At 69.7% G+C, this 22,025-nt stretch carries 26 protein-coding genes; 11 read left to right on the top strand and 15 right to left on the bottom strand.

Translation table 11 applies throughout. The features are described 5' to 3' along the window. Positions 1 to 2 precede the first annotated feature (2 nt). Positions 3 to 488 carry an SRPBCC family protein gene (locus QRN26_RS09290; RefSeq protein ID WP_056009203.1) on the bottom strand — a complete coding sequence of 162 codons (486 nt, stop codon included), beginning with the start codon at positions 486 to 488 and terminating at the stop codon, positions 3 to 5. 57 nt (positions 489 to 545) lie between these two features. On the opposite strand from QRN26_RS09290, the gene QRN26_RS09285 reads away from it, so the two are divergent. After that, positions 546 to 1,091 (top strand): TetR/AcrR family transcriptional regulator, encoded by a 546-nt coding sequence (locus QRN26_RS09285; RefSeq protein WP_056009205.1) that lies wholly within the window; start codon positions 546 to 548, stop codon positions 1,089 to 1,091. A gap of 81 nt (positions 1,092 to 1,172) precedes the next feature. Then, on the top strand, positions 1,173 to 2,225 hold the full coding sequence (locus QRN26_RS09280) for a medium chain dehydrogenase/reductase family protein (protein ID WP_056009207.1): 1,053 nt from the start codon (positions 1,173 to 1,175) through the stop codon (positions 2,223 to 2,225). On the opposite strand, the gene QRN26_RS09275 is transcribed toward QRN26_RS09280, so the two are convergent. Both QRN26_RS09275 and QRN26_RS09270 read right to left on the bottom strand, forming a co-directional pair. Beyond that, on the bottom strand, positions 2,197 to 2,913 hold the full coding sequence (locus tag QRN26_RS09275) for a Pr6Pr family membrane protein (protein WP_056009209.1): 717 nt from the start codon (positions 2,911 to 2,913) through the stop codon (positions 2,197 to 2,199). The two genes, QRN26_RS09280 and QRN26_RS09275, sit on opposite strands and share 29 nt — an antisense overlap. Positions 2,914 to 2,969: 56 nt before the next feature. Further along, positions 2,970 to 3,443 carry a DUF2000 domain-containing protein gene (locus QRN26_RS09270; RefSeq protein WP_285036326.1) on the bottom strand — a complete coding sequence of 158 codons (474 nt, stop codon included), beginning with the start codon at positions 3,441 to 3,443 and terminating at the stop codon, positions 2,970 to 2,972. A 106-nt stretch (positions 3,444 to 3,549) separates the two neighbouring features. Here QRN26_RS09270 and QRN26_RS09265 point away from each other — a divergent pair, with 106 nt between their 5' ends. Then, positions 3,550 to 4,014 (top strand): Lrp/AsnC family transcriptional regulator, encoded by a 465-nt coding sequence (locus QRN26_RS09265; RefSeq protein WP_056009213.1) that lies wholly within the window; start codon positions 3,550 to 3,552, stop codon positions 4,012 to 4,014. Between the two features lie 19 nt (positions 4,015 to 4,033). Here QRN26_RS09265 and QRN26_RS09260 read toward each other — a convergent pair whose 3' ends face one another. Continuing rightward, on the bottom strand, positions 4,034 to 4,666 hold the full coding sequence (locus tag QRN26_RS09260; protein ID WP_056009214.1) for an alpha/beta hydrolase: 633 nt from the start codon (positions 4,664 to 4,666) through the stop codon (positions 4,034 to 4,036). Then, complete coding sequence (locus QRN26_RS09255; protein WP_056011619.1) at positions 4,663 to 5,577, bottom strand: VOC family protein; 915 nt, start codon at positions 5,575 to 5,577, stop codon at positions 4,663 to 4,665. Before QRN26_RS09255 ends, QRN26_RS09260 begins: the two co-directional genes overlap by 4 nt. Before the next feature lie 165 nt (positions 5,578 to 5,742). Here QRN26_RS09255 and QRN26_RS09250 point away from each other — a divergent pair, with 165 nt between their 5' ends. Genes QRN26_RS09250 through QRN26_RS09240 form a run of 3 tightly spaced genes read left to right on the top strand, consistent with a single transcriptional unit; the run spans position 5,743 to position 7,509 of the window. Continuing rightward, complete coding sequence (locus tag QRN26_RS09250) at positions 5,743 to 6,198, top strand: phage holin family protein (protein ID WP_082455948.1); 456 nt, start codon at positions 5,743 to 5,745, stop codon at positions 6,196 to 6,198. Next, positions 6,195 to 6,437 (top strand): DUF3618 domain-containing protein, encoded by a 243-nt coding sequence (locus QRN26_RS09245; protein ID WP_056009218.1) that lies wholly within the window; start codon positions 6,195 to 6,197, stop codon positions 6,435 to 6,437. Before QRN26_RS09250 ends, QRN26_RS09245 begins: the two co-directional genes overlap by 4 nt. Then, on the top strand, positions 6,430 to 7,509 hold the full coding sequence (locus QRN26_RS09240) for a YihY/virulence factor BrkB family protein (RefSeq protein ID WP_285036325.1): 1,080 nt from the start codon (positions 6,430 to 6,432) through the stop codon (positions 7,507 to 7,509). The genes QRN26_RS09245 and QRN26_RS09240 overlap by 8 nt, the downstream gene beginning before the upstream one ends. Before the next feature lie 72 nt (positions 7,510 to 7,581). Here the strand turns inward: QRN26_RS09240 and QRN26_RS09235 are convergent, their stop codons facing one another. From QRN26_RS09235 to QRN26_RS09225, 3 genes are all read right to left on the bottom strand, one after another. After that, complete coding sequence (locus QRN26_RS09235) at positions 7,582 to 8,478, bottom strand: SDR family oxidoreductase (protein ID WP_056009222.1); 897 nt, start codon at positions 8,476 to 8,478, stop codon at positions 7,582 to 7,584. A 49-nt stretch (positions 8,479 to 8,527) separates the two neighbouring features. After that, positions 8,528 to 9,436 (bottom strand): SMP-30/gluconolactonase/LRE family protein, encoded by a 909-nt coding sequence (locus QRN26_RS09230; RefSeq protein ID WP_285036324.1) that lies wholly within the window; start codon positions 9,434 to 9,436, stop codon positions 8,528 to 8,530. Positions 9,437 to 9,607: 171 nt separating this feature from the next. Beyond that, positions 9,608 to 11,392 carry a glycoside hydrolase family 15 protein gene (locus tag QRN26_RS09225; protein WP_285036323.1) on the bottom strand — a complete coding sequence of 595 codons (1,785 nt, stop codon included), beginning with the start codon at positions 11,390 to 11,392 and terminating at the stop codon, positions 9,608 to 9,610. Between the two features lie 187 nt (positions 11,393 to 11,579). On the opposite strand from QRN26_RS09225, the gene QRN26_RS09220 reads away from it, so the two are divergent. Further along, positions 11,580 to 12,419 (top strand): SDR family oxidoreductase, encoded by an 840-nt coding sequence (locus tag QRN26_RS09220; protein WP_285036322.1) that lies wholly within the window; start codon positions 11,580 to 11,582, stop codon positions 12,417 to 12,419. A 55-nt stretch (positions 12,420 to 12,474) separates the two neighbouring features. On the opposite strand, the gene QRN26_RS09215 is transcribed toward QRN26_RS09220, so the two are convergent. Further along, complete coding sequence (locus tag QRN26_RS09215) at positions 12,475 to 13,659, bottom strand: aromatic acid exporter family protein (protein ID WP_285036321.1); 1,185 nt, start codon at positions 13,657 to 13,659, stop codon at positions 12,475 to 12,477. A 117-nt stretch (positions 13,660 to 13,776) separates the two neighbouring features. Here QRN26_RS09215 and QRN26_RS09210 point away from each other — a divergent pair, with 117 nt between their 5' ends. Further along, positions 13,777 to 13,905 carry a hypothetical protein gene (locus QRN26_RS09210; protein ID WP_255353626.1) on the top strand — a complete coding sequence of 43 codons (129 nt, stop codon included), beginning with the start codon at positions 13,777 to 13,779 and terminating at the stop codon, positions 13,903 to 13,905. 74 nt (positions 13,906 to 13,979) lie between these two features. Here the strand turns inward: QRN26_RS09210 and QRN26_RS09205 are convergent, their stop codons facing one another. Further along, positions 13,980 to 14,531, bottom strand: coding sequence for a Dps family protein (locus QRN26_RS09205; protein ID WP_056009232.1), 552 nt, complete (start codon positions 14,529 to 14,531; stop codon positions 13,980 to 13,982). A 215-nt stretch (positions 14,532 to 14,746) separates the two neighbouring features. On the opposite strand from QRN26_RS09205, the gene QRN26_RS09200 reads away from it, so the two are divergent. From QRN26_RS09200 to QRN26_RS09190, 3 genes are all read left to right on the top strand, one after another. After that, positions 14,747 to 15,067, top strand: coding sequence for a DUF7882 family protein (locus tag QRN26_RS09200; RefSeq protein WP_056009234.1), 321 nt, complete (start codon positions 14,747 to 14,749; stop codon positions 15,065 to 15,067). Continuing rightward, positions 15,064 to 15,330 carry a hypothetical protein gene (locus QRN26_RS09195; protein WP_157580265.1) on the top strand — a complete coding sequence of 89 codons (267 nt, stop codon included), beginning with the start codon at positions 15,064 to 15,066 and terminating at the stop codon, positions 15,328 to 15,330. The genes QRN26_RS09200 and QRN26_RS09195 overlap by 4 nt, the downstream gene beginning before the upstream one ends. 180 nt (positions 15,331 to 15,510) lie before the next feature. Beyond that, positions 15,511 to 15,813, top strand: a complete 303-nt coding sequence (locus QRN26_RS09190; RefSeq protein WP_056009237.1) for a DUF7882 family protein — start codon at positions 15,511 to 15,513, stop codon at positions 15,811 to 15,813. Between the two features lie 111 nt (positions 15,814 to 15,924). Here the strand turns inward: QRN26_RS09190 and QRN26_RS09185 are convergent, their stop codons facing one another. Genes QRN26_RS09185 through QRN26_RS09165 form a run of 5 tightly spaced genes read right to left on the bottom strand, consistent with a single transcriptional unit; the run spans position 15,925 to position 21,925 of the window. Continuing rightward, positions 15,925 to 18,225: an exo-beta-d-1,3/1,6-glucosidase gene (locus QRN26_RS09185; RefSeq protein ID WP_285036320.1), complete on the bottom strand. Its 2,301-nt coding sequence runs from the start codon at positions 18,223 to 18,225 to the stop codon at positions 15,925 to 15,927. Next, complete coding sequence (locus QRN26_RS09180; RefSeq protein WP_502927377.1) at positions 18,222 to 19,298, bottom strand: ABC transporter permease; 1,077 nt, start codon at positions 19,296 to 19,298, stop codon at positions 18,222 to 18,224. The genes QRN26_RS09185 and QRN26_RS09180 overlap by 4 nt, the downstream gene beginning before the upstream one ends. A 1-nt stretch (position 19,299) precedes the next feature. Continuing rightward, positions 19,300 to 20,283 (bottom strand): ABC transporter permease, encoded by a 984-nt coding sequence (locus QRN26_RS09175; protein ID WP_056009241.1) that lies wholly within the window; start codon positions 20,281 to 20,283, stop codon positions 19,300 to 19,302. After that, complete coding sequence (locus QRN26_RS09170) at positions 20,280 to 21,077, bottom strand: ABC transporter ATP-binding protein (protein ID WP_056009243.1); 798 nt, start codon at positions 21,075 to 21,077, stop codon at positions 20,280 to 20,282. Before QRN26_RS09170 ends, QRN26_RS09175 begins: the two co-directional genes overlap by 4 nt. Beyond that, a complete protein-coding gene (locus QRN26_RS09165; protein ID WP_285036319.1) occupies positions 21,074 to 21,925 on the bottom strand; it encodes an ABC transporter ATP-binding protein in 852 nt (283 codons plus the stop codon). The genes QRN26_RS09170 and QRN26_RS09165 overlap by 4 nt, the downstream gene beginning before the upstream one ends. Positions 21,926 to 22,025 lie beyond the last annotated feature (100 nt).

Here is a 22,025-nt window from a genome sequence, read left to right as displayed (position 1 = left end):
GGTCAGTCGGTGGCGGTGACCGCGGCGACGACCACCGGGTCCTCGCACCCGCGCGCGAACCCGCGGATCCGGCGGTCGATGTCGCGTTGGAGGACGAACGCGCCGATGCGTTCAGCGATGGGTGCCAACCACCGCGGCTGGCAGGTGAAGTTGTACCGCCACACGGCGAGCGTGCTCCCCTCATCGCCCTCGACCGCGCTGAAGCGCCACCCGCCGGCGAGCCGCTCGAAGAACCACGAGCCCTTCGTCATCTTCATGCCGACGTTGGTGGGCGGGTGGTAGGACACGTATTCACTGACCATGCGGAACCCGAAGCGCTGCACGGTGAAGGTGCGCACGCCCTTCGCCGCGGCCGTCGCGCCGTCGAGGAAGTGCTGGCGCCGGATGAACGGGTCCCAGCGCATCCGGATCGCGCCGGTGGTCTGGGAGATCGCGAAGGCGACGTCGGGGGTGACGGGCACGGTGCAGCGGGATTCGACGACGGGCATGCCCCATCCTGACACGGGTGCTTGACATCCATCGCTTGTTTGTGTTCAATCAGTCACATGAGCCGATCGACCGCAGAGGACCAGCGCGTGCGCACCATCGCGAGCGCCGTCGAGGTCTTCGCGATCGCCGGCTACCGGGCCACCCCCGTCACGGACGTGGCCAAGGCCGCCAAGATCTCGCCCGCCTACGTCTTCCGCCTCTTCGACGGCAAGCTCGGACTCTTCGTGGCCGCCGTGGAGCACTGCTACGAGCAGGTGGCGGCCGCCATGTCCGGCGCCGTCGCCGAGCACCCCGAGTGGAGTCCGGCGGACAAGCTCGACGCGATGACCCAGGCCTACATCGAACTCATCCGCGACCGCAGCCTCATCGCCCTTCAGGTGCACGCCCAGAGCGCGTGCGACGTCCCGGAGATCCAGGAGGCCGTCCGCGCCGGCCTCGCACTCGTCGTCCGCGTGATGTCCCGCGACTCGGGGGCGGACGCGGTCTCCGTGCAGCGCAGCCTCGCCTACGGCCAGCTCTGTCACCTCGTGGTCCAGGCGGGGCTCGGCGACGTCGACGCCGACTGGGCGCGCGTCGTGGACCACGGCATCCGACACGACTGACCCGTGACGACCGCCGGTCGTCATCGTTCCGCACCCATCGAAGTGACTGTCCAGTCACACACAACAGGAAAGCAGCCCATCATGAACACGACACCGACCCCCGCCGCCGAGCTCGTCACCACCCAGGTCGTCCTCCCCGGCCTCGTCGAACCGTCCGGACTCGTCGTCACGACGGGCACCGTCCCGTCGCCCGGCCCCGGACAGCTCCTCGTCGAGATGGAGGCGACCGGCATCTCCTTCGCCGAACAGTCCATGCGGAAGGGCCGCTACCTCGGCCAGCCCGCCTTCCCCTTCGTCCCCGGATACGACCTCGTGGGACGTGTGCTGGCCGTCGGCGACGATGGCGACCGGAGCCTGCTCGGCAAGCGCGTCGCCACCCTGACGAAGACGGGCGCCTGGGCGAGCCACTCGCTCGTCGCCGCCCGCGACAGCATCCTCGTCCCCGAGGGCGTCAGCTCGGAGGACGCCGAGACCGTCGTCGTGAACGGTGTCACCGCCTGGCAGATGCTGCACCGCACGGCGCGGGTGCAGCCGGGCCAGACGATCCTCCTCTTCGGCGCGAACGGCGGTGTCGGCGGCATCCTCATCCAACTGGCGCGACTGCACGGCGTCCGGGTCATCGGCGCCGCCTCACCACGACACCATGAGGCCCTGCGTGCTGCGGGGGTCATCCCCGTCGACTACGCGGATCCGGCACTCGCCGAGCGCGTGCGCGAGCTGGCTCCCGACGGGGTCGACGCGGTGTTCGACAACGTCGGCGGGAAGACCACCCGCACGGCGTTCAGGCTCCTCGCGCGGGGCGGCTCGCTCGTGACCTACTCGATCATCTCGGTGGTGGGCGGTTCCGGCGCCCTCATGACCCCGTTCCTCAAGGCCATCGGGCAGGCCGTGCTGTGGTCCGCCCTCCCGAACGGACGCAGTGCGACGTTCTACGACCTGTGGGCGGGCCACCGGCTCCGTCCGGCCCGCTTCCGCCGCCACCTCGAGGCGGACCTCGGCGAGGTCTTCCGACTCCTCGAGCACGGCGAGCTCACGGCCAACATCGCAGCCCGGTTCCCGCTCGCCGACATCGTCCCCGCGATGGAACTCGCCGAGTCCCGGACGCTCAACGGGAAGGTCGTGCTGCACCCCTGAGCGTCGCCGGCAGCACGCGGTCGACGAGCTTGAGGAGCACGGCGAACACGATCGCGACGACGAGCACCAGCAGGGCGTTCCGCACGGCCCCCGGCAGACCGAGCTGGGTCACGTCGAGGAAGGGGTACGGGTACCACCCGGTGATCCCACCGCGGACGAAGGTGAACACCACCCAGGTGAGCGGCCAGATGAACGCCCAGGCGACCGTGCCCCAGGTGAACCGCGGGCGTGGGCCGAACACGAGCCACGCACCGAGCGTCAGCCACGGCGAGAGGTAGTGGAATCCGATCGTGATGACGAGCGCCCACCCGGTGAGGTTCACCTGCGGCGCGAGCACCACGGCGTAGACGATGCCGGTGATGACGATGCTGAGCAGGGCGTCGAGTCGCGCGACCCGCCAGAGCCGTCCGTCGCGGAGCGGATCGATGGCGAGGAGGACGGAGACCGTGAGCACGATGAGGTTGCTGAGGATCGTGAAGGCGCTGAAGATCCTGGCGAAGCGGGTCGCCAAGCCGACGGACATGTCCACCCCGCCCGAGCGGGCGTCGGCTCCGCCGGTGATGACGAGGACGATCTGGATGACGAGCGAGATCGCGATGATGACGGCGATCAGCAGGTACACCACACGACTCGTGGCGAGGGCCGCGGCGGACGGCGCGCGCTCGGCGGGCTGGACAGGGGAACGCACCCGACAACCCTAACCAGCGCCTGGCACCCGTTCCTCCGTAGCGACCGGGCTTGCGCTCAGGCGAGCAACGGCAGCCTGCCGACGATGCGGTCCACCCGGTTGCGGGGGCCGACGAGTGCGACCGCCAGCGGGGCGAGGGCCGCGGACGGCGTCTCGGCGACCGTCTCCCGGTACTCGTCGTACACCCGCGTGAGCTGTGCGGCCTCCGGCATGTCGACGACGAGCACCCCCTCAGAGCCCGCCGCCTTGCTCCGGATCGCCGTCAGCTGCTCGACCGACGCGGCGAGCACACTGCATCCCGCCCAGGGCAGGCCGACATGGGTCGAGCCGTCGGCGTCCACGGCGTCGGGACCGAGCAGGCCACTCACCCCGGCACCGACGGCTGCGGCGACGCAGGCGACGGCGTTCACGGCACGGCCCGCGGGAACGCCCTCCCGGACGACGACGACCCATTTCAGGCGCGCGGACCGCGTGGGTGCGGCCGTGTCGATCTCCTCCGGCGTGAAGCCGACGCGTTGCTCTTCCGTCATGTCTCTCCCTGATGTCGTGCGTGGAACGGGCAACAGGCTATGACGATCGACGCAGGCCTGGGTTCCAGGCCGTACGTCGTACGGTGATGCTGCGAGAATCGACCACATGGACGAACTTGATACGGCGATCCTGCGCGAACTGCAACGCGATGCACGACGCACCAACCGCGACATCGCGGCGGCGGTCGGCGTCTCCCCCACCACGGCACTGGACCGGACGCGCGGGCTCTTCCGCCGAGGCGTCATCCGCGGTGCGCGATTGGACGTCGATCTGCCGTCCATCGGTCGCTCGGTCCAAGCGCTCATCGCGATCCGCATCCGACCGCCGTCGCGGGTCAACATCGACGCGTTCCGCAGCTGGGCGATCACCCTGCCGGAGACCATCGCCGTCTTCGTCGTGTCCGGCAACGAGGACTTCCTGCTCCAGGTCGCCGTGGCCGACAACGACGCACTCTACGCGTTCGTGATCGACAAGCTCACAGAGCGTGAGGAGGTGGCCGACGTCCGCACGAGCGTCGTGTACGAACACGTCCGGCCCCAGGTGGTGTCGCCGGCCCAGCCGTCCGACTGAGGAAGCGCTCCGCGGAACGCTAGCGCGCGTGCTCCTCGATGAAGGCCCGCACGTCGGTGATCTCGGCCTGGTCGATACCGTGCGCGAGACCGGGATAGGTCCGTTCGGTGAGCGTGGTGTGCAGCGGCAGCCAGGCCGCGGCGCGCGCGACGGCCGGCTCGGCGATGACCCGGTCCTCGAGACCACGTCCCCAGAACACCGCGGGCTTCGTGGCGGCGAGCACCTCGTCGCCTGGCTGCGGGGCGCTCAGCACGAACCCGGCGAGGATCACCGGAGCCACGACCCGCTCAGGCCGCGTGCGGAGCAGCTGCGAGGCCATGAAGCCGCCCTGCGAGAAGCCGATCGGCACGACGCGCGCCTCGGCCGGCACGTGCTCGTCGATCCAGCCCCAGACCTCGTCCGTCGCGCGGGCGATCGGCTCCGGGTCCGGGTTGCCGGGCGTCGTGATCTCGAACCACGCGGCACCGCCGTGGCCCATGTCGAGCGGCGCGCGCAGCGACGCCCACGGCATCCCGAGCGCGAGCGGCTCGACGAGCCCCGTCAGATCGTGTTCATGGGAGCCGTAGCCGTGGAGGAGCACGGCGACGGTCGGCGCGGATGCGGCGGTGCCCACCCAATCGGCGGATCGGACGTCGCGCAGGGTGGTGGTCATCGGGACAGCAGCTCCTCGGTCGAGAGGTCGGGCAGGGCGACGGTGACGCGCGTGCCCCACGGGTCGGACACGCTCACGGACCGGCCGTCCGCGTCGAACGGGATGGCGTGCGAACGCAGTCGTGCGGTCAGCGTATCGAGGTTCGCGAGGTCGGGGACGGTGATGGCGACATCCCCGAGGCCGAGCGCGGCCGCCCGCGGACCGGCACCCTGGCTGTTCCACACGTTCATCGCGATGTGGTGGTGGTATCCGCCGGCGGAGGCGAAGACCGCACCGGGGTACTCCGTCTGCGTCGTCTCGAAGCCGAGGGCGTCGACGTAGAACGCCCGGGCCGTCGCGAGGTCGCCGACCTGCAGGTGCACGTGGCCGACGGCGCCGGCGCGGGAGGGGCCGGCATCGAGGGCGTCCTCGGTGAGGTGCCGCTGCAGGTAGGCGTTGGGATCGAGGTACGTCGTGGTCATGGCGATCTGGTCACCGGACCGCACCCAGGTGCTGCGCGGGCGGTCCGTGTACAGCTCGACGCCGTTACCCTCGGGGTCGGTGAAGTAGAACGCCTCGCTCACGAAGTGGTCGCTGGATCCGACGAACTGGCCACGAGGGTCCTGCGCGGCGCGGTACACCGTCGCCGAGAGGCTCGCCTCGTCCTCGAAGAGGAACGCGGTGTGGAAGAGACCGGCCTGACGGCGGTCCACGGCAGGGAGGTCCGGTGTGTGCACGAGACGCACGAGCGGGGTGTCGCCGCGCCCGAGGGCCCGGTGCACCTCACGAGCCCGACTCCGCTCCTCCAGCGGCTCCATCGCGAACGCGTTGGCGTAGTACCCGGACATGAGGTCCAGATCACCGACGCGCAGCGTGACCGCACCCATCGTCGTCTCCGGGGCGAGCAGTCGCTCGTCGAGCACAGTGGACATGCGATCTCCGTTCGGTGGTGCGGCGATGCGCACGGGTCGATATTACTTGTAGGTATAACCATTTGGAGGCGGCGATATTCCGAATCGCCGGACACGCCTGTCAAGCCCTTGCCTCGCGCGCGCGAGGGGTGTGGGCTGGAGGACCACAACGAGAAGAGTGCTGACATGACCGATGCCAGAAGCGCGGCGGACCGCAGACGGAGTCGCCGCGGACTTCCCCCGATGAAGACCCTCCTCACCGATCTCCGCGAGGACGTCGTCCGCCTCGTCACCGGCGAGATCGCCCTCTTCAAGGCCGAGATGACGAAGAAGGCGAAGGACCTCGGGATCGGGGCCGGCCTGCTCGTCGCAGCACTCGTGCTCGTCCTCTTCGGATTCGGGACCCTGATCGCTGCGGCCGTCCTCGGCCTCGCGACCGTCCTCCCGGCGTGGTTGGCCGCGCTGATCGTCGGCGTCGTCCTGATCCTCGTCGCCGTCATCCTCGCCCTCGTGGGCGTCAAGAAGCTCAAGGCCGGCGCCAAGCCCGTCCCGGAGCGCAGCGTCGAAGCCCTCACCGGCGACCACGTCGCCGACCAGCCGCACCACGACTCGAAGCACGACCGCAAGGAGGCCGCAGCATGAGCGACCAGGACCTCACCCGCCCCACCCCGCCCGAGGGCGCCGGCCTGAACAGCCTCCAGCTCGAGGTCGAGGAGACGCGGGAGCACCTCGCGCAGACGCTCGACCTCCTGTTCCGCAAGTTCGACGTCCGGACCGCTGTCGCCTATCACCTCCGGACCACGGCGATCGTCGTCGCCTCGGTGGCCGTCGTCGGCGCCGGTGTGCTGCTGTGGCGCGCGAACCGGGGGCACCGTGTCTGAGAGCACCAAGCAGGGCCGTGAGCGCAGCGACGCGAGCCAGCCGGACGACCCGGAGAACCGGAACGCGGACGACGGCGAGGAGACGATGCTGCCGCAGCGCGTCCCGATCCCGAAGGGCTACGTGCTGAAGCGCACGCTGCACTCCTTCCTCTCCAACCAGTGCACCGACCTGGCCGCAGGACTCACCTACTTCGCGATCCTGTCGCTCTTCCCGGCGGTCCTCGCGCTCGTCTCGATCCTCGGCCTGTTCGGGCAGAGCCGCAGCGGCACCGACGCCCTCCTCGAGATCGTCGGCAACCTCGCGCCGGGCGACAGCCTCGGCTTCCTCACGGACGCGGTGAACCAGTTCGTCGAGTCGCCCGCCATCGGCTTCGCCCTGATCGCCGGTATCGCCGGTGCCATCTGGTCGGCCTCCGGCTACGTCGGCGGGTTCGGGCGCGCGCTCAACCGCATGTACGGCGTGGAGGAGGGCCGCACCATCTGGACCCTGCGGCCCACGCAGCTCATCGTGACCCTCGTGGTCCTACTCGTCGTCTCGGTGATCGCGATCGCGCTCATCGTCTCCGGCCCGGTCGCCCAGGCCATCGGGCAGGCGGTCGGTCTCGGCGAGACGGGCCTCACCGTCTGGTCGATCGCGAAGTGGCCCGTCATGGCCGCGGCGCTCGTCTTCGTCCTCGCGGTGCTGTACTCGGCCACGCCGAACGTGAAGCCGGCCAAATTCCGCTGGATCAGCATCGGGGCACTCGTCGCCCTCCTGATCCTGCTCGTCGCCTCGCTCGGCTTCGGGTTCTACATCGCGAACTTCAGCAACTACGACGCCACCTACGGTTCACTCGCCGGCATCGTGATCTTCCTGTTGTGGATCTGGATCGCGAACCTGGCGCTGCTGTTCGGCGCCCAGCTCGACATCGAGATCCAGCGCGGTCGTCAGCTCGCGGCGGGGGTCGCGGCGGAGACCGAGCTGCAGCTCCCCCTGCGGTCGGACGCCGCCATCAAGGCCGTGGCCGAGCGTGACGCCAAGGACGTGCTCGAGGGCCGCAGGGTCCGCCGAGCGGCAGACCGCGCGGACTGACAACGAGCCTCTCCCCCACACGACGAAGCGCACGGCCCCGAGGGACCGTGCGCTTCGTCGTGTCGCCGACGCTTACGGCGTGGGCATGCCGCCGTTGACGTTGAGCGTCTCACCGAGCACGTAGCTCGACTCCGCCGACGCCAGGAACACGTACGCGGGGGCGAGCTCGGCCGGCTGGCCCATGCGGCCGAGCGGGGTGTCCTCGCCGAACTCGGCGATCTTGTCCTGCGGCTGACCGTCGGACACCTGGAGCGGCGTCCAGATCGGCCCCGGTGCGACCGCGTTGACGCGGATGCCCTTCGGCGCGAGCTGCTGGGCGAGCGCCTTCGTGAAGGCGTTGATGGTCGCCTTCGTCGACGCGTAGTCCACGAGGATGTCCGACGGCGAGTACGCCTGGATCGACGTGGTGTTGATGATCGACGAACCGGCCGGCAGGTGCGGCAGGGCGGCCTTCGTGATCCAGAACATCGCGTAGACGTTGGTCTTGAAGGTGTCGTCGAACTGCTCGTCCGTGAGGGTGGTGAGGTCCTCGTTGAACTTCTGCTTGCCGCCGTTGTTCACGACGATGTCGAGGCCGCCGAGGCCCTCGACGGTCTTGGCGACGAGGTCGCGGCAGTAGGCGGGGTCGCGCAGGTCGCCCGGGAGGGTGAGCACGGTGGCGCCGGCCTCGCGGACGATGCCCGCGATGCGCTGCGCGTCCTCCTCCTCCTCGGGGAGGTAGGAGAGCGCCACGGAGGCGCCCTCGCGGGCGTAGGCGATCGCGGTGGCGGCACCGATGCCGGAGTCGCCGCCGGTGATGAGCGCCTTGCGGCCGGTGAGCCGCCCGGTGCCCCGGTAGCTCTCCTCGCCGAGGTCGGCCTTGGGGTCGAGCTCCGCGTCGAGCCCCGGCTCGGGCTGGTGCTGCTTCTCGGCGGAAATGTGGGCGTAGAGCTTCGCCGGGTCGGTGAAGGTGTACTGGTCGTCGGCCATGGTGATGGTCCTCTCGTTCAGTGTTCGGTCGGTGGGTGGTCTGGGTGGGTCAGGTCGGTGTGCCGGCGGGGGCGGCTGCCGAGCTTGATCGACGTCCGTAGGTGTTGACGGGTCGGCCGGTCGCCAGACCGTCGAACCGGAAGATGGCGCCGCTCAGCGGGGCGCGCTCGAGCTCGTCCTCGGAGAGCCCGTCGCGCGACGTGCCGACGAAGAGCGTCGAGAGCTCCGGCCCGCCGAAGGCGACGGAGGTGACGCCGGGCACCGGGACGGTGAGTCGGTCCTCGACGGCGCCGTCCGGGCCCCATCGGAGGACGGTTCCGGCTCCGGAGACGCCGTTCCAGAACCGGCCATCGGTGTCGAGGGCGAGCCCGTCGGAGTCGTAGTCGACGAGGAAGGCTTCGAGCGGTCCGAGACGTCCGTCCTCGCCGTAGGCGGCGCGGTAGACCGTCTTGACGGCGGTGTCGGTGAGGTAGACCGTCCGCCCGTCGTCGGACCATTCGAAGCCGTTGGCGACCCCGAAACCGCCGAGGAGCGTGCGGAGCCCCGTGTCGTCGAGGAGGTACAGCGCCGCATCGGGCTCACCGGTGGTGGTGTTCATCGATCCGACGAGGAAGCGTCCGAACGGGTCGACCTTCGCCTCGTTGCTCCGCATGCCGGCGTGCGCGTGGTCGATCCGTGCGACGTTCTCGGCGATGAGCCCGTCCTCGTCGAGGGTGACGATGCGACCACCGAGTGCGGCGATGTACCCGCTGCCGACGCGCGGCTGCACCGCGCTGAGGGGCGGAGGCAGCTCGGTGACGCGGTCGTCACTGCCGTCGACGGCTCCGTCGAGCGGGCCACGGTGGAGCGTGCCGGCAGCGATGTCGACCCACACAAGCTCGTCCGTGCGGGCGTCCCACCAGATGCTCTCGACGAGGATGGCGGGGGTGCCTCGGAAGACCTGCGGTTGAACATCCATCGCTGCAACGGTACGGATTCCGCGGGCTCCGACCCCGGGGCTTGCAATCCTGGAGCCGAGGGGTTACTCCCGTGCGCGACCGCGCGGGGCGAGGCTGATCGATGACCTCGCCGACCGTCAGCAGGGTTACTCCCGTGCGCGACCTTGCCCGGCGACGCCAGGTGACACGGCTCAGTCCTCGCCCGTGAGCTCCTTGATCGTGAGGGCCGTGTTGATGAGCGCGAGGTGGCTGAGCGCCTGCGGCAGGTTACCCCAGTGCGCGCCGTCGGCCGGGTCGATCATCTCGGCGAGGATGCCCACGTCGTTCGTCATGCCGACGAGTTCGTCCATGGCGGCGATCGCCTCGTCGTGGCGGCCGACACAGGCGAGGGCGGACGCCCGCCAGAACGCGCACGCGACGAAGGTGAACTCCTCCTGCTGCACGCCCGAGTAGCGGTACAGCAGCGCGCCGTCCCCCAGCTCGGCCGTGATGGCGTCGATCGTCGAGGACATGCGCTCGCCCTGGTCGAAACCGCTCATCGCGTGGAGGAGCACCGAGGCGTCGAGGTCGTCGCTGCCCGGGTGCATGACGTAGGCCCCGCGCTCCTCCGACCAGCCGTGCTCGTCGATCCACTCGCGGATCCTCGTCTGCTCGGCCCGCCAACGATCGGCACTGCCCGCGACCTGACCGAGCTCCGCCAGGTGCACGGCGTCGCCGAGCGCCTGCCAGCAGCCCATCTTGGACGAGACGTAGTGCTCCTCGTCGGGCAGTTCCCACATGCCGGCGTCGCGGTTGCGCCACAGGTCGCAGGTGCGGTCGGCGACCTCGGCGAGCAGTCGTCCGGTCTCGACGTCGAGCACGTTGCCGGCGTCGACGTAGGTGCGGCAGATCGCGATGAGGTCCCCGTAGACGCCGAGTTGCAACTGCCCCTGGGCCGGGTTGCCGCTGACCACCGGGCCGATGCCGCGCCAGCCGGGGACGTCGTGCTCGACCACGCCGTCGGGCACCCCACCCTCGAGGCCGTAGAAGATGTGGAGCTCCGGTCCGTTCTCGCGGATGGTCCTGAGCAGCCACGAGACCGCGGCGTGCGTCTCCTCGCGGAGGCCGAAGCGGACGAGCGCGTGTGCGGTGTACGCGAGGTCGCGCACCCAGGCGAACCGGTAGTCCCAGTTCTTCGCCCCGCGGGGGTTCTCCGGCAGGGACGTCGTCGCCGCGGCGGCGATCGCGCCCGTCGGGCTGAAGATCAGCAGCTTGAGGGCGAGCGCGCTGCGCTGCACCTGTTCGGCCCACGGACCCTCGTAGGAGAACGCCCGCGACCACGCACGCCAGTTCTCGATCGTCCGGTCGATGCCGGCGTCGACGTTGGCCGGCACCGGCAGGTGGATGGGCTCGCCGTGGGTGGCGACGACGATCAACAGGTGGCGGGAGTCCTCGCTCGTCGTGAACCCTCCGTCGAGTTCCGTGGCGCCGGATCCGGCCCCGTCGACCGGTGCTGCACCGTGCTCGTCCCCGACGACCGCGATCGTGGTGGCGCCGGAGCGGATGATCGGGCCGCGGGTGCTGTCCTCGATCCACGGGGAGGCCGTGCCGAGTGCGGTCCCCGGTCGCACCCGCCACCGGAACTCGACACTGCCGGAGATCCCGTCGATGCGACGCGCGAGCTCGGCCCACGGGAGGCGCCCCGCGATGCCGGTGACGAGGGCGTCGGTGATGGACGCCCGCCCGTGCTCGGTGGTGAAGGTCGTCCGCAGCACGTTGGTGTTGGCGACGTAGCGCCGCTTCACGGTGTATTCGCCGACGGGCTCGAGTTCGATGCACCCACCGGTGTCGTCGTCCACGAGCCTCGCGAACACGGGCATCGAACTGAGGTCGGGGATGGGCAACCAGTCGACCTGGCCTCGCATCCCGATGAGGGCGACGGTACGGCCGTCTCCGATCGGTGCGTACGAACGGAGGTCCTCGCCAGCTGCGGTCATGCACTTCACCCTACGAGCCGTGTCCCGGAATCGTCGGGGCTGGCGGGGCCCCCACGCGACTGCTAGCGCCGTCCGCCTCGCCCGGCCCGGGCGTCAACCCCTGGAGGCGGATCTCCCGGATCGGCTTGGGTGGAAGGACCGCACACCGCAGCATGCCGACATCCACAGCAGCACAGGGAGGAACACCATGAATCAGCCCGCTCAGCAGCAGCAGCCACCCGGGACCGAGGGAGCGCTCACGCCGCAGGCCGACCACGGCGAGACCAGCTATCAGGGCTCCGGCAAGCTCGAGGGCAAGGTCGCCATCATCACCGGCGGCGACAGCGGCATCGGCAAGGCCGTCGCCATCGCCTACGCGCGGGAGGGTGCCGACGTCGTCGTCAGCTACCTCGACGAGGACGAGGATGCGGCCGACACGGTCCGCTGGGTCGAGAAGGCCGGCCGGACCGCGCTCAGCATCGGTGGCGACCTGACGAGCCCCGAGCACTGCCGTGAGATCGTCCGCGCGACGGTCGAGCACTTCGGCAAGGTCGACATCCTCGTGAGCAACGCCGCGCACCAGATGACCCGCGAGAGCCTCGCCGAGATCCCGGACGAGGAGTGGGACCACACGCTCGCCACGAACCTGAGCGCGTTCTTCCACCTGAGCAAGGCCGCCGTCCCCCACATGGCGCCCGGCTCCGCGATCATCGCGTCCAGCTCCGTGCAGGCCGATTCGCCGTCGCCGCAGCTCATGCCCTACGCCATGACGAAGGCGGGCCTCGCGAGCATGACCGCGTCGCTCGCGCAGATGCTCGGTGCGGACGGGATCCGGGTGAACGCCGTCGCCCCCGGCCCCATCTGGACGCCGCTCATCCCGTCCACGATGCCGCCGGAGACGGTCGAGTCGTTCGGGACGGACACACCCCTCGGGCGTCCTGGACAGCCCGCCGAGGTCGCGCCGCCGTACGTGCTGCTCGCGTCGGACGAGGGCAGCTACATCTCGGGTGCCGTGATCGCGGTCACGGGCGGCAAGCCGATACTCTGACCGGTCCCGGGCCGACGGGACGCCTCATGCACGGCGTTCCGTCGGCTCCGGCCCGTCACTCCGCCTGGTCGGTCCGCTTCGAGCTCTCGACCTCGGCGTGGATGCGTCGGAGTGCGAAGAGCAGGTTCTCCCCGCCCGGGTCGTCGGCCGGGTCATCTGCCGATCCGGCGTCGGAGCCGGCCTGGTTCACCGCGTCGACGTGCGCCGACCTGACCGCCCGCCGCAGGGCGACGAGCGCCTGATCCGAGGTCTCGAGGGCCTCCGGCAGCCGTTCGTCGTCGATCGCGGCGTCGACGAGGTCGGCGGCGGCGTCCAAGGCGTCGGCGAGCGTCGCACGTACCTCGGCGCCGAGCCGCACGGGCACGGGGATCCCCCACAGGGCGGCGCGGAGCGCGTCGCCGAGCTCGACCACGGCGGGGGCAATCCGTTCCAGCGCCTCCAGTGCACCCTGGTCGCCGCGGAAGTCGTGCTTGTTCCACCTGGTCCTCGGGTTGGCGCGACGACTCTCCGCCGCGTCGCGCACGAGTCCCCTGGCAGCGTCGATGTCGTGCCGCAGCGACGTCACGGACCGCTCCCACGGCGGTGGGTCGTCGGCCGCCGGCTCCGTCTCGGACGACAGGGTCGTCGACATGGTCCGGAGCGCGTCGACCATGCGGCCGCGCGCCGCGGCGATGCCCGCGGCCGACTCCCGGACGAACAGCGGCGGCATGATGAGCAGGTTCACGAGCAACCCGACGAGCACGCCGAGCGCCATCTGCACGAGGTAGCCGAGCGAGAAGTCGTTCGCGTTGGCGCCGCCGATGATGATGACGAAGAGGGCGGCGATGGGCACGTAGTCGCGTCCCTGACCGAGGCCGGGCAGACCGGCGAGGATCGTCCCGAGCCCGACGGAGAGGGCGACGGACACCCAGCCCGGCGCCGGTGAGACGATGAGCGCCCAGGCGAGGCCGATGCCGAGTCCCAGCCCGATGAGGGTCTGGAGGCTCGACCGGACGGAGTCCATGAGCGTCGGCGTGAGGCTTACGAGCGCGCCGAGCGGAGCGTAGTAGGAGAAGTCGCCGAGCTCGCCGGGGATGAAGCCGCCGAGGAACCAGGCGGCCGTCGCGGCGATGGCGGTCTTCAGCGCGAGCATCAGCCGCCAGGGGCGGAGTGCGGGCGTGATCCAGGCACCGAGCCGCTGCCGGGGTGTGCGGATGCTCCCCGTGCTCGTCTCGCGGGCCATCACCGGTTCATCGCTCATCACAGCCGCCATGCTGGTCTCGCCCCGTCAGGGCGTCAACCCCCACCCGTCGATCAGCTCCGCGGCCTAGCGTTGGTGTCGTCATCTCCGATGGCGACAACCAGGAAGGAAGCGAACATGACGAACGCATCTGCATCATCCTCACGTCCCGACGCGGAGGAGATCCCCGACGGCTCGAGCTCGGACGGCTCCGAGTCCACCGATGGTGAGGACACGGCCTCGGGCGGCGGCGCCGAAGACGAGTAGTCGCTGAACCTGGCCGCACGACCTCGGGTGGCGGCGTCCGAAGACGAGTAGTCGTCTCCGGACGCCGCCCCGGGTCATCGACTGCGGGTCACCGTGCGGTTCTCCGCGCTGATCATCCACGCGAACTGTTCCAGCTGCTGGATGATCGCGTGCAGGATGTCCGCGCTGGTCGGGTCCTCCTCGTCGACGTCGTCGTGGACACGACGCATCGTGCCGACGGTCGCCTCCAGGCGGACGGTGATCAGGTCGATCGTTTCGGCCGTGTCGATCTCACCCTGCGGGTACTCGGGCAGCGTGGTCGTCTCGGCGACGATGTCGCTCCGGCCGTCCGGCACGGCGTGCAGGGCGCGCATGCGCTCGGCGACGGTGTCGCTGAACTCGCGGGCCGCGTCGATGATCTCGTCGAGCTGCAGGTGGGTGTCGCGGAAGTTGCGTCCGACGACGTTCCAGTGGGCCTGCTTGCCCTGGATCGACAACTCGATCAGGTCGACGAGGACCGCCTGCATGTTCTCGTCGAGGGCCTTCGACGCGACGAAACCCTTCTCCGCGTTCTGACGGCGGGTGGGCTTCGCGCCGGTTCCTCCGGGAGCCGATCGGGTCGTGCTGGTCTTCTCTGCTGTTGCCATGGTTTGGCACCTCCTCCAGGGGAGGGTACGCACCTCGGCTGAGGATGTCGGGCCCCTTGACACGACCTCCCGATCGTTCCAGTCTCACCCGTACGTGGGCATCGCGCGGGAACCCGATGGGCATTGGCTGGGAATTCACGGCCTGGAGTCTTATGGTGAAGCATCACATCGCGCGGGACTCCGCGCGACGCACGATGAGGAGAGCACGACCCGCCATGGGAAAACTGATCTACGGTTCCGAGGTCTCGATCACGTTCGAGGATCGGCTGCTGGCGCACCTGCAGTTCGTCATCGGAGGCAAGCTCCGGCGGAACGAGGCGTTCTACTTCGGGTGGAAGGACGACCCGCGGGCCGGCGACGGACGCAGTGTGATCTGGATCCACCCCTCGGTGCCATTGCGCTTCAAGTACTCGGGCAGCGTCCCGATCGATCTCAACCGCGCGTGGATCGACGCGTTGAACGTCACGGCGAACTCGGCGCACGGCCTGTCGGTCATCGCCGAGCCCGCTCCGAACCGGACAGGACAGAACGCATGAGCCGTATGGAGATCGTCTACCAGGGCCTCCCGTATTCCATCGCCGTCGAAGACCCGGACGCGTTCCGCGCCGAGGTCCTCGAGAGCATCGCCTCCGGCACGTTCCGCTGGCTGCAGGTCGATCGCGGTGAGGGGCAGCTCGAGCCCATCAACCTGCTCGTCGGCCCCGGCATCGGCATCGCCATGGGCACGCCCGACGGTGAGTCCCAGGACACACCGTCCTCGGCGCTCTCCGAGGGACAGGATTCCGACCCGCTGTCCTGACCGCATCGCGGAGCAGACACGCATAGCGCAGCCGGCCCCCGGAAATCAACAGTTCAGGGCGACGATTTCAAGCTTCCTAGACTTGTCCGGCGGACATTGAAGTGGGTCTCCAGGCTGGCCGCTCGACACCGACGCATCTCGTCGTGTCGACCGTCGGAGGTCCGGAGAAGGGCAGACACCATGGGCGCGATCGTGTACGGAACGGGCGAGAACCGTTTCCACCTCGAAGACCGGATGCTGGCTCATGTGAAGACCATCACCCTCATGAAGTTGCGCCGGAACGAGTCGTTCTCGGTGACGTTGCGCGACACCTCGACGGAGCGCGGCCGGGTCACGCTCTGGCTGCACCCGTCGATCCCGCTGCAGTTCAGCTTCGAGTCGGATGAGACGTTCGAGATGGACCGCCCGCTGCTGGAGGACCTCATGCACGGCGCCAACGGCGGCGAGGTCACGGTCCGCGCGGACGTCGAAGAGCTGGCCTGACCGACCGCGCACGCGGCGCGAAGCCGCCCCGACGGGACGCACGAAACAGGAGGGACTTCGTGCGGACCGGCGGGGCGGCTTCGTGCTGTCCGAGCGAGTGGCCGCAGCGCCTCAGTCTTCGACGGTGAAGCGGACCGACCGCAGCGCTTCGGCCCGTGACGAGCCGCCGACGCGCAGTCCGAACTCACCGGCCTCGACCACCCGACGCCCGCGGGCGTCGACGATCGTGCACTCGGCGACCGGCAGCTCGATCGTGACCACCGCGGTCTCCCCCGGCTCGACGGCGACCTGACGGAACGTCTTCAGTTCCTGGTCCGCCCAGCTGACCGAGGTGACGAGGTCGCTGACGTACACCTGGACCGTCTCGAGCACGGGACGGGTACCGGTGTTCCGCACCTCGATCTCCGCGCGCACGGTGTCCGTGCGGGTGTGGACGATCCGGTCGAGGCGCGGCTCCCCGTACTCGACGGTCGAGTACGACAGGCCGTCGCCGAACGCGAAGGCCGGGTCCTGGGTGAGGTCGGCGTAGCGGTCGCCGTGCTGGCCGCGGATCTGGTTGTAGTACGTCGGCTGCTGGCCGGCGTGCCGGGCGAACGAGATCGGGAGGCGCCCGGTCGGCTCGATGAGGCCGAGCAGGAGTTCGGCGATCGCTCGACCACCCTGCATGCCGGGGCTCGCCGCCCACACGATCGCGTCCGCTGTGAGCGCGGACGGCGGGAGGACGAGCGGCTTCGACGCGAGCAGCAGCACCACGAGCGGTTTCCCGGTGGCGGCCAGGGCGTCGAGGAGGGCGATCTGGCCGCCGACGAGCTCCAGGGTCGCGGTGGAGCGGCCTTCGCCCACGAGTTCGATCCGGTCGCCGACCACGGCGACCACCACGTCGGCTTGCTCGGCCTGGGCGACGGCTTCCGCGATGAGTGCCGCGTCCGGTTCGGCCGGGGTGACGAGCGGTGGACGGGGTTGTCCGTCGGGGAAGGTCGCTCCGGTCGGATCCGGCGAGAGCGTGAGGATGTCGGCCCCGAACGCGGTCGTGACCGTGCTGCCGGCCGGGGTCGCTGCACGCAGGCCGTCCAGCACGGTCGTGATCAGCTCGCGCGGCTGGCCGTCGGGCAGCCACCCCGCCTGACCGGAGTTCCCGGCCCAGTCACCCAGCTGCATCTGCGCGTCGTCCGCGAGTGGGCCGACGACGGCGATGCGGACGGGTCCGGCCTCGGTCTCGGCGTCGGCGATCGCCCGTCCGGCCTCGTCGGCACGGTAGCCGCCGTTGATCGGTAGGACGCCCTCGTTGCGGAGCAGGACGAGCGAGCGACGGGCGGTCTCGAGGTTGAGCTCGGTGTGTGCCGGCGAACCGATCACCGCGAGTTGCTCGGCCGGGTCCGGGTGCCGTGGGTGTTCGAAGAGCCCGAGGGCGAACTTGAGGGTGAGGATGCGACGGACGGCGCGGTCGAGGTCGGACTCCTCGAGCATGCCGCGGTCGAGTGCTTCGAGGGCTCCGTCGAAGAAGCCCGGCGTGTTCATCACCATGTCGTTGCCGGCGCGGACGGCCGCGGCGGAGGCGTGGACGTGGTCGGGGCTCACGTGCTGCTCCCACACCATGCGTCCGACGTTGTCCCAGTCGGTGATGAGCGTCCCCTCGTAGCCCCACTCGTCGCGGAGGACGTCGTTCAGCAACCATTCGTTGACCGTGATCGGGACGCCGTCGATCGACTGGTAGCCGAGCATGAAGCTGGCGCACCCCTCGCGGGCGACACGCTCGAAGGGTGGCAGGAACCAGGACCGCAGCTTGCGCGGCGAGATGTCGGCCTCGCTCGCGTCCCGGCCGCCCTGCGTCTCGGAGTACCCGGCGAAGTGCTTCGCGGTGGCGAGGATGGCGGTCGGGTCGGTGAGACCGTCGCCCTGGTAGCCGCGGACCATCGCCGAGGCGAGCTCGCCGATGAGGAACGGGTCCTCACCGAAGGTCTCCCCCACCCGCCCCCAGCGGAGGTCGCGGGCGATGCAGAGCACCGGCGAGAACGTCCAGTGCACCCCGGTGGCGGCGACCTCGACGGCGGTGGCCCTGGCGACCCGTTCGAGCAGCCCGGCATCCCAGCTGGCGGCCATGGCCAGCTGCGTCGGGAAGATCGTCGCGCCGAGATGGAAGGAGTGGCCGTGGATGCAGTCCTCCCCCACGATCAACGGGATCTGGAGTCGCGTGCGCCTCGTCAACGCGTGCGCCGTGGCGAGCCGCTCGGGCGAGGCGTGCAGGATCGACCCCACCTGGGTCTCGAGGACGTGTGCCTCGATGTCGTCGCGCGCGTCCAGCTGCATCATCTGCCCGACCTTCTCGCGCACCGTCATGCGGCCCACGAGGTCGTCGACCCGCGCGGCGATCGGCAGGGTGGGGTCGAGGTAGCGGGCGGTCTCGGTCTTCATCGTTCGGTCGCTCCAGCGCGTTCGGGGTCGGTCGTGTCGGTCGTACTCATCGTGCCGCTTCGTGCTGCAGATTCGGTGCGGACGGCGGTGACGCTCGCCCCCGGCTTGATGCCGCGCTTCCGCAGAGCCCTGGCACGTTCGCCCGCCGACCGTAGTCGTGGGTTGACGTACTCGTCGATGCCGAAGTTGATGAGCGACAACGCGACGCCGAGGAGTGCGATGCACACGCCGGCGGGCACGTACCACCACCAAAAGTCGGGGAAGGCGCCGTTCTGCTGCGCCCAGAACAGGATGGTGCCCCAGTTGAGGTTCGTGATGGGGATGACGCCGATGAAGGCGAGCGTGGTGAGGCCGAGGACCGCCGCGGTCACCGTGCCGACGAAGCTCGAGGCGATGATGGCGGTGAGATTCGGCAGCATCTCGACGGTGATGATCCGGAAGAGGGACTCGCCGTTCGCCTTCGCCGCCTGGACGAAGTCGCGGTTCCGCAAAGACATGGTCTGGGCGCGGAGCACCCGGCCGCCCCACGCCCACCCGGTGAGGGCGAGCACGCCGGCGATGAGGAACAGGCTCGGGTCGTCGTACTGCGACGCGACGATGATCATGAGCGGCAGGCCTGGGATGACGAGGAACACGTTCGTCAGGGCCGACAAGGACTCGCTCGTGAACCCGGACACGTACCCGGCGGTCACACCGATCGCGACGGCGATGATCGTCGCGAAGATCCCGGCCAGGAACCCGACGACGAGGACGCCGCGGGTGCCGTAGACGAGCTGGCTGAGGACGTCCTCGCCCATGTGGGTGGTCCCGAGGAGATGGGCCGCTGACGGCGCCTGGCGCAGCGCGGTGAAGTCCTTCTCGAGCGGTCCGTAGGGCGCGATGAGATCGCCGAAGATCGCGACGAGGATGAAGAACCCGAGGATGCAGAGGCCGGTGATCGACTTGCCGTTGCGGAACATCGCGAACGACGCTCCGAACCTGGCGCCGAACGAGCGACCCGTGGGCGACGGCTTCGGCGCCTCCGCGGTGGCGAGGGCCTCGGTGGTGACGGCCTGGGTGGTGGGGATGGTCATGTCAGGACTCCATCTGGCGGGTGCGGGGGTCGAGCACCGCGTAGGCGACGTCGGCCAGGATGTTCGCGACGAGGACGGTGAGGGTGATGACGAGGAACAGGCCCTGCATGAGCGGGTAGTCCTTCGCCGTCGTGGCGTCGAGCAGGAGCTTGCCGACGCCCGGGTAGGAGAAGACCATCTCCATGACGATCGTCCCGCCGACGATGAAGCCGAGTGAGAGCGCGAAGCTCGACAGCTGCGGCAGCATCGCATTGCGGGCGGCGTAGTCCACGAGCACCCGGCGGGTCGGGAGGCCCTTCGCCTGCGCGACCGTGACGTAGTCCTCGTCGAGCACGGTCACCATCATGTTGCGCATGCCGAGGATCCACCCGCCGAGCGAGGCGAGCACGATCGTCGCCGCGGGGAGGAAGCCGTGGGCGATCACCTGCCCGATGAAGTCGAGCGTGAACTCCGGTCTCGACCCCTTGCCGTAGGCGTGCGAGGCGGGGAACCAGCCGAGCAGGGTCGAGAACACGGCGATCGCGATGAGCCCCATCCAGAAGTACGGCACGGTGGAGAAGAAGGTGGACAGCGGGACGATGAAGTCCGCCTTGCTCCCGCGTCGCCAGCCGATGAGGGCGCCGATCGACGTGCCGAGCACGAAGGAGAGGATCGTCGCGATGCCGACGAGCCCGACCGTCCAGGGCAGGGCCGCAGCGATCACGTCGGTGACGGGTGCGAGTCCCTTCGAGAAGGACCGGCCGAGGTCGCCCGAGAAGAGCAGCCGCCAGTAGTCGAGGTACTGCTCGAGCATCGACTTGTCGGCGTCGAGGCCGAACAGGGTGCGGAGGGAGTCGGCGGCCTCGGGGCTGATGCGGCCCTGGTTCTTCGCGATGTACGCCGACACCGGGTCGCCCTTGAGCATCCGTGGCAGGAAGAAGTTGATCGTGATCGCGGCCCAGGCGGTGAACGCGTAGAAGGCGGCGCGGCGGAGGAAGAAGGTCATGCGATGGTCTCCGTTCCAGCGAAGTGGCGGTCCGGGTCTGGGGACGCGTTGCGGAGCGCGAGCGTGTACGGGTGCTGGGGGCGGAGGATCACGTCGTCGGCCGGACCGCGCTCGACCACTTCGCCGTGGTGCAGGACCATGATCTCGTCGCTGAAGTGGCGTGCCGTCGCGAGGTCGTGCGTGATGTACAGGACCCCCAGCTGCGATTCGCGCTGCAACTCGGCGAGCAGGTTGAGGACCCCGAGTCGGATGGAGACGTCGAGCATCGAGACGGGTTCGTCGGCGATGAGGAGGGAGGGCCGCGAGGCGAGCGCGCGGGCGATGGCGACTCGCTGCCGCTGGCCGCCCGACAGCTCGTGTGGCCGCCGGTCGATCGTGCCGGCGGGGTCGAGCTGCACGCGCTCGAGGAGGCGGTGCACCTCGTCTTCGACCTCCGCCTCCGGCACGACGTGGTCGAGGCGCAGTGGTCGCTCCAGGTGATGCCGGATCGTGTGCGAGGGGTTCAGCGAGGCGAACGGGTCCTGGAAGACCATGCGGACCTGCTGCCGGTAGCGGCGGAGCGCGCGACCGCGCCGAGGGATCGCCTTCCCGTCGAGCAGGATGTCACCACTCGTCGCCCGTTCCAACTGGGTGAGGATCTTCGCGATCGTGGACTTGCCGCTGCCGGACTGCCCCACCAGTGCGAGGGTCTGGCCGGAGCGCAGGGTGAAACTGACGTCGTCGAGCGCGAGCATGTGGCCGGAACCGCGCACCCGGTAGCGCTTGGAGACGTGGGAGAACTCGAGGGTGGTCATGCGGTCACTCCGGTCTGTGCGCCGCGGACGAAGTCGCCGCGTTCGCCGGTGAGGCTCGGGAAGGAGGCGAGGAGTTTCCGGGTGTACGGGTCCTGCGCCTGGCGGTAGATGCGCTCGGCCGTGTCGATCTCGACGAGGCGGCCGGCGCGCATGACGGCGATGCGGTCGGAGATCTCGAGGAGCAACGGGAGGTCGTGGGTGATGAAGATGACGGAGAAGCCGAACTCGGTCCGGAGCTCGGAGATCTGCTGCAGGATCTCCCGCTGGACGAGCACGTCGAGCGCGGTGGTCGGCTCGTCCATGATCATGAGCTGCGGTTTCAGGGCGAGCGCCATCGCGATCATGACCCGCTGGCGCATGCCGCCGGAGAGTTCGTGCGGGTAGGACTTCAGCCGGTCGCTACCGACGCCGACGATGTCGAGCAGCTTGCCGGCCTCGTCGCGGCGCTCGGGCCGGGTCATCCGCCGGCGGTGGGTGGTGAAGACGTCGTCCAGCTGGCGGCCGATGGTGGTCACCGGGTTCAGGGCGTTCATCGCGCCCTGGAACACCATGGAGGCCTTGTCCCAGCGGAACGCGCGCATCTCCTCCTCGCCGAGCGTGCCGAGGTCGATGTCCTCGCCCGACTCGTCGTGGAAGACGGCGCTGCCACCCGTGATGACGGCCGGTGGTTTGAGGAGCCGTTGCAAGCCGTAGGCGAGCGTCGTCTTCCCACAACCGGACTCGCCGGCCAGGCCGAGGATCTCGCCGCGGCGGAGGGTGAGCGAGACGTCGCGCACGGCTTCGACGGGCGGTTCGACGTCGTAGGTGACGCTGAAGTTGGACACTGTCAGCAGGTCGTCGTTGGTCACTGCGTGAGTCCGTTCTGTGCTGATGAAAGAAGGTGCCGGACTGTCAGCAGGTCGTCGTTGGGCACTGCGTGAGTCCGTTCTGTGCTGATCGCGGTGCATG

Origin of the sequence: Plantibacter sp. ME-Dv--P-095 (assembly GCF_030209365.1) — a bacterium.
Taxonomy (GTDB): domain Bacteria; phylum Actinomycetota; class Actinomycetes; order Actinomycetales; family Microbacteriaceae; genus Plantibacter.
This window is presented reverse-complemented; position numbering and strand designations above follow the sequence as displayed.

Bases quoted from the DNA above. Each gene is read 5' to 3' on its own strand.
- QRN26_RS09180 (WP_502927377.1), bottom strand. From the start codon at position 19,298: ATGACCATCCCCACCACCCAGGCCGTCACCACCGAGGCCCTCGCCACC.
- QRN26_RS09190 (WP_056009237.1), top strand. From the start codon at position 15,511: ATGGGCGCGATCGTGTACGGAACGGGCGAGAACCGTTTCCACCTCGAA.
- QRN26_RS09230 (WP_285036324.1), bottom strand. From the start codon at position 9,436: ATGGATGTTCAACCGCAGGTCTTCCGAGGCACCCCCGCCATCCTCGTC.
- QRN26_RS09175 (WP_056009241.1), bottom strand. From the start codon at position 20,283: ATGACCTTCTTCCTCCGCCGCGCCGCCTTCTACGCGTTCACCGCCTGG.
- QRN26_RS09215 (WP_285036321.1), bottom strand. From the start codon at position 13,659: ATGAGCGATGAACCGGTGATGGCCCGCGAGACGAGCACGGGGAGCATC.
- QRN26_RS09225 (WP_285036323.1), bottom strand. From the start codon at position 11,392: ATGACCGCAGCTGGCGAGGACCTCCGTTCGTACGCACCGATCGGAGAC.
- QRN26_RS09255 (WP_056011619.1), bottom strand. From the start codon at position 5,577: ATGTCCACTGTGCTCGACGAGCGACTGCTCGCCCCGGAGACGACGATG.
- QRN26_RS09200 (WP_056009234.1), top strand. From the start codon at position 14,747: ATGGGAAAACTGATCTACGGTTCCGAGGTCTCGATCACGTTCGAGGAT.
- QRN26_RS09280 (WP_056009207.1), top strand. From the start codon at position 1,173: ATGAACACGACACCGACCCCCGCCGCCGAGCTCGTCACCACCCAGGTC.
- QRN26_RS09245 (WP_056009218.1), top strand. From the start codon at position 6,195: ATGAGCGACCAGGACCTCACCCGCCCCACCCCGCCCGAGGGCGCCGGC.
- QRN26_RS09250 (WP_082455948.1), top strand. From the start codon at position 5,743: ATGACCGATGCCAGAAGCGCGGCGGACCGCAGACGGAGTCGCCGCGGA.
- QRN26_RS09185 (WP_285036320.1), bottom strand. From the start codon at position 18,225: ATGAAGACCGAGACCGCCCGCTACCTCGACCCCACCCTGCCGATCGCC.
- QRN26_RS09290 (WP_056009203.1), bottom strand. From the start codon at position 488: ATGCCCGTCGTCGAATCCCGCTGCACCGTGCCCGTCACCCCCGACGTC.
- QRN26_RS09170 (WP_056009243.1), bottom strand. From the start codon at position 21,077: ATGACCACCCTCGAGTTCTCCCACGTCTCCAAGCGCTACCGGGTGCGC.
- QRN26_RS09210 (WP_255353626.1), top strand. From the start codon at position 13,777: ATGACGAACGCATCTGCATCATCCTCACGTCCCGACGCGGAGGAGATC.
- QRN26_RS09260 (WP_056009214.1), bottom strand. From the start codon at position 4,666: ATGACCACCACCCTGCGCGACGTCCGATCCGCCGATTGGGTGGGCACC.
- QRN26_RS09270 (WP_285036326.1), bottom strand. From the start codon at position 3,443: ATGACGGAAGAGCAACGCGTCGGCTTCACGCCGGAGGAGATCGACACG.
- QRN26_RS09285 (WP_056009205.1), top strand. From the start codon at position 546: ATGAGCCGATCGACCGCAGAGGACCAGCGCGTGCGCACCATCGCGAGC.
- QRN26_RS09220 (WP_285036322.1), top strand. From the start codon at position 11,580: ATGAATCAGCCCGCTCAGCAGCAGCAGCCACCCGGGACCGAGGGAGCG.
- QRN26_RS09265 (WP_056009213.1), top strand. From the start codon at position 3,550: ATGGACGAACTTGATACGGCGATCCTGCGCGAACTGCAACGCGATGCA.
- QRN26_RS09195 (WP_157580265.1), top strand. From the start codon at position 15,064: ATGAGCCGTATGGAGATCGTCTACCAGGGCCTCCCGTATTCCATCGCC.
- QRN26_RS09205 (WP_056009232.1), bottom strand. From the start codon at position 14,531: ATGGCAACAGCAGAGAAGACCAGCACGACCCGATCGGCTCCCGGAGGA.
- QRN26_RS09235 (WP_056009222.1), bottom strand. From the start codon at position 8,478: ATGGCCGACGACCAGTACACCTTCACCGACCCGGCGAAGCTCTACGCC.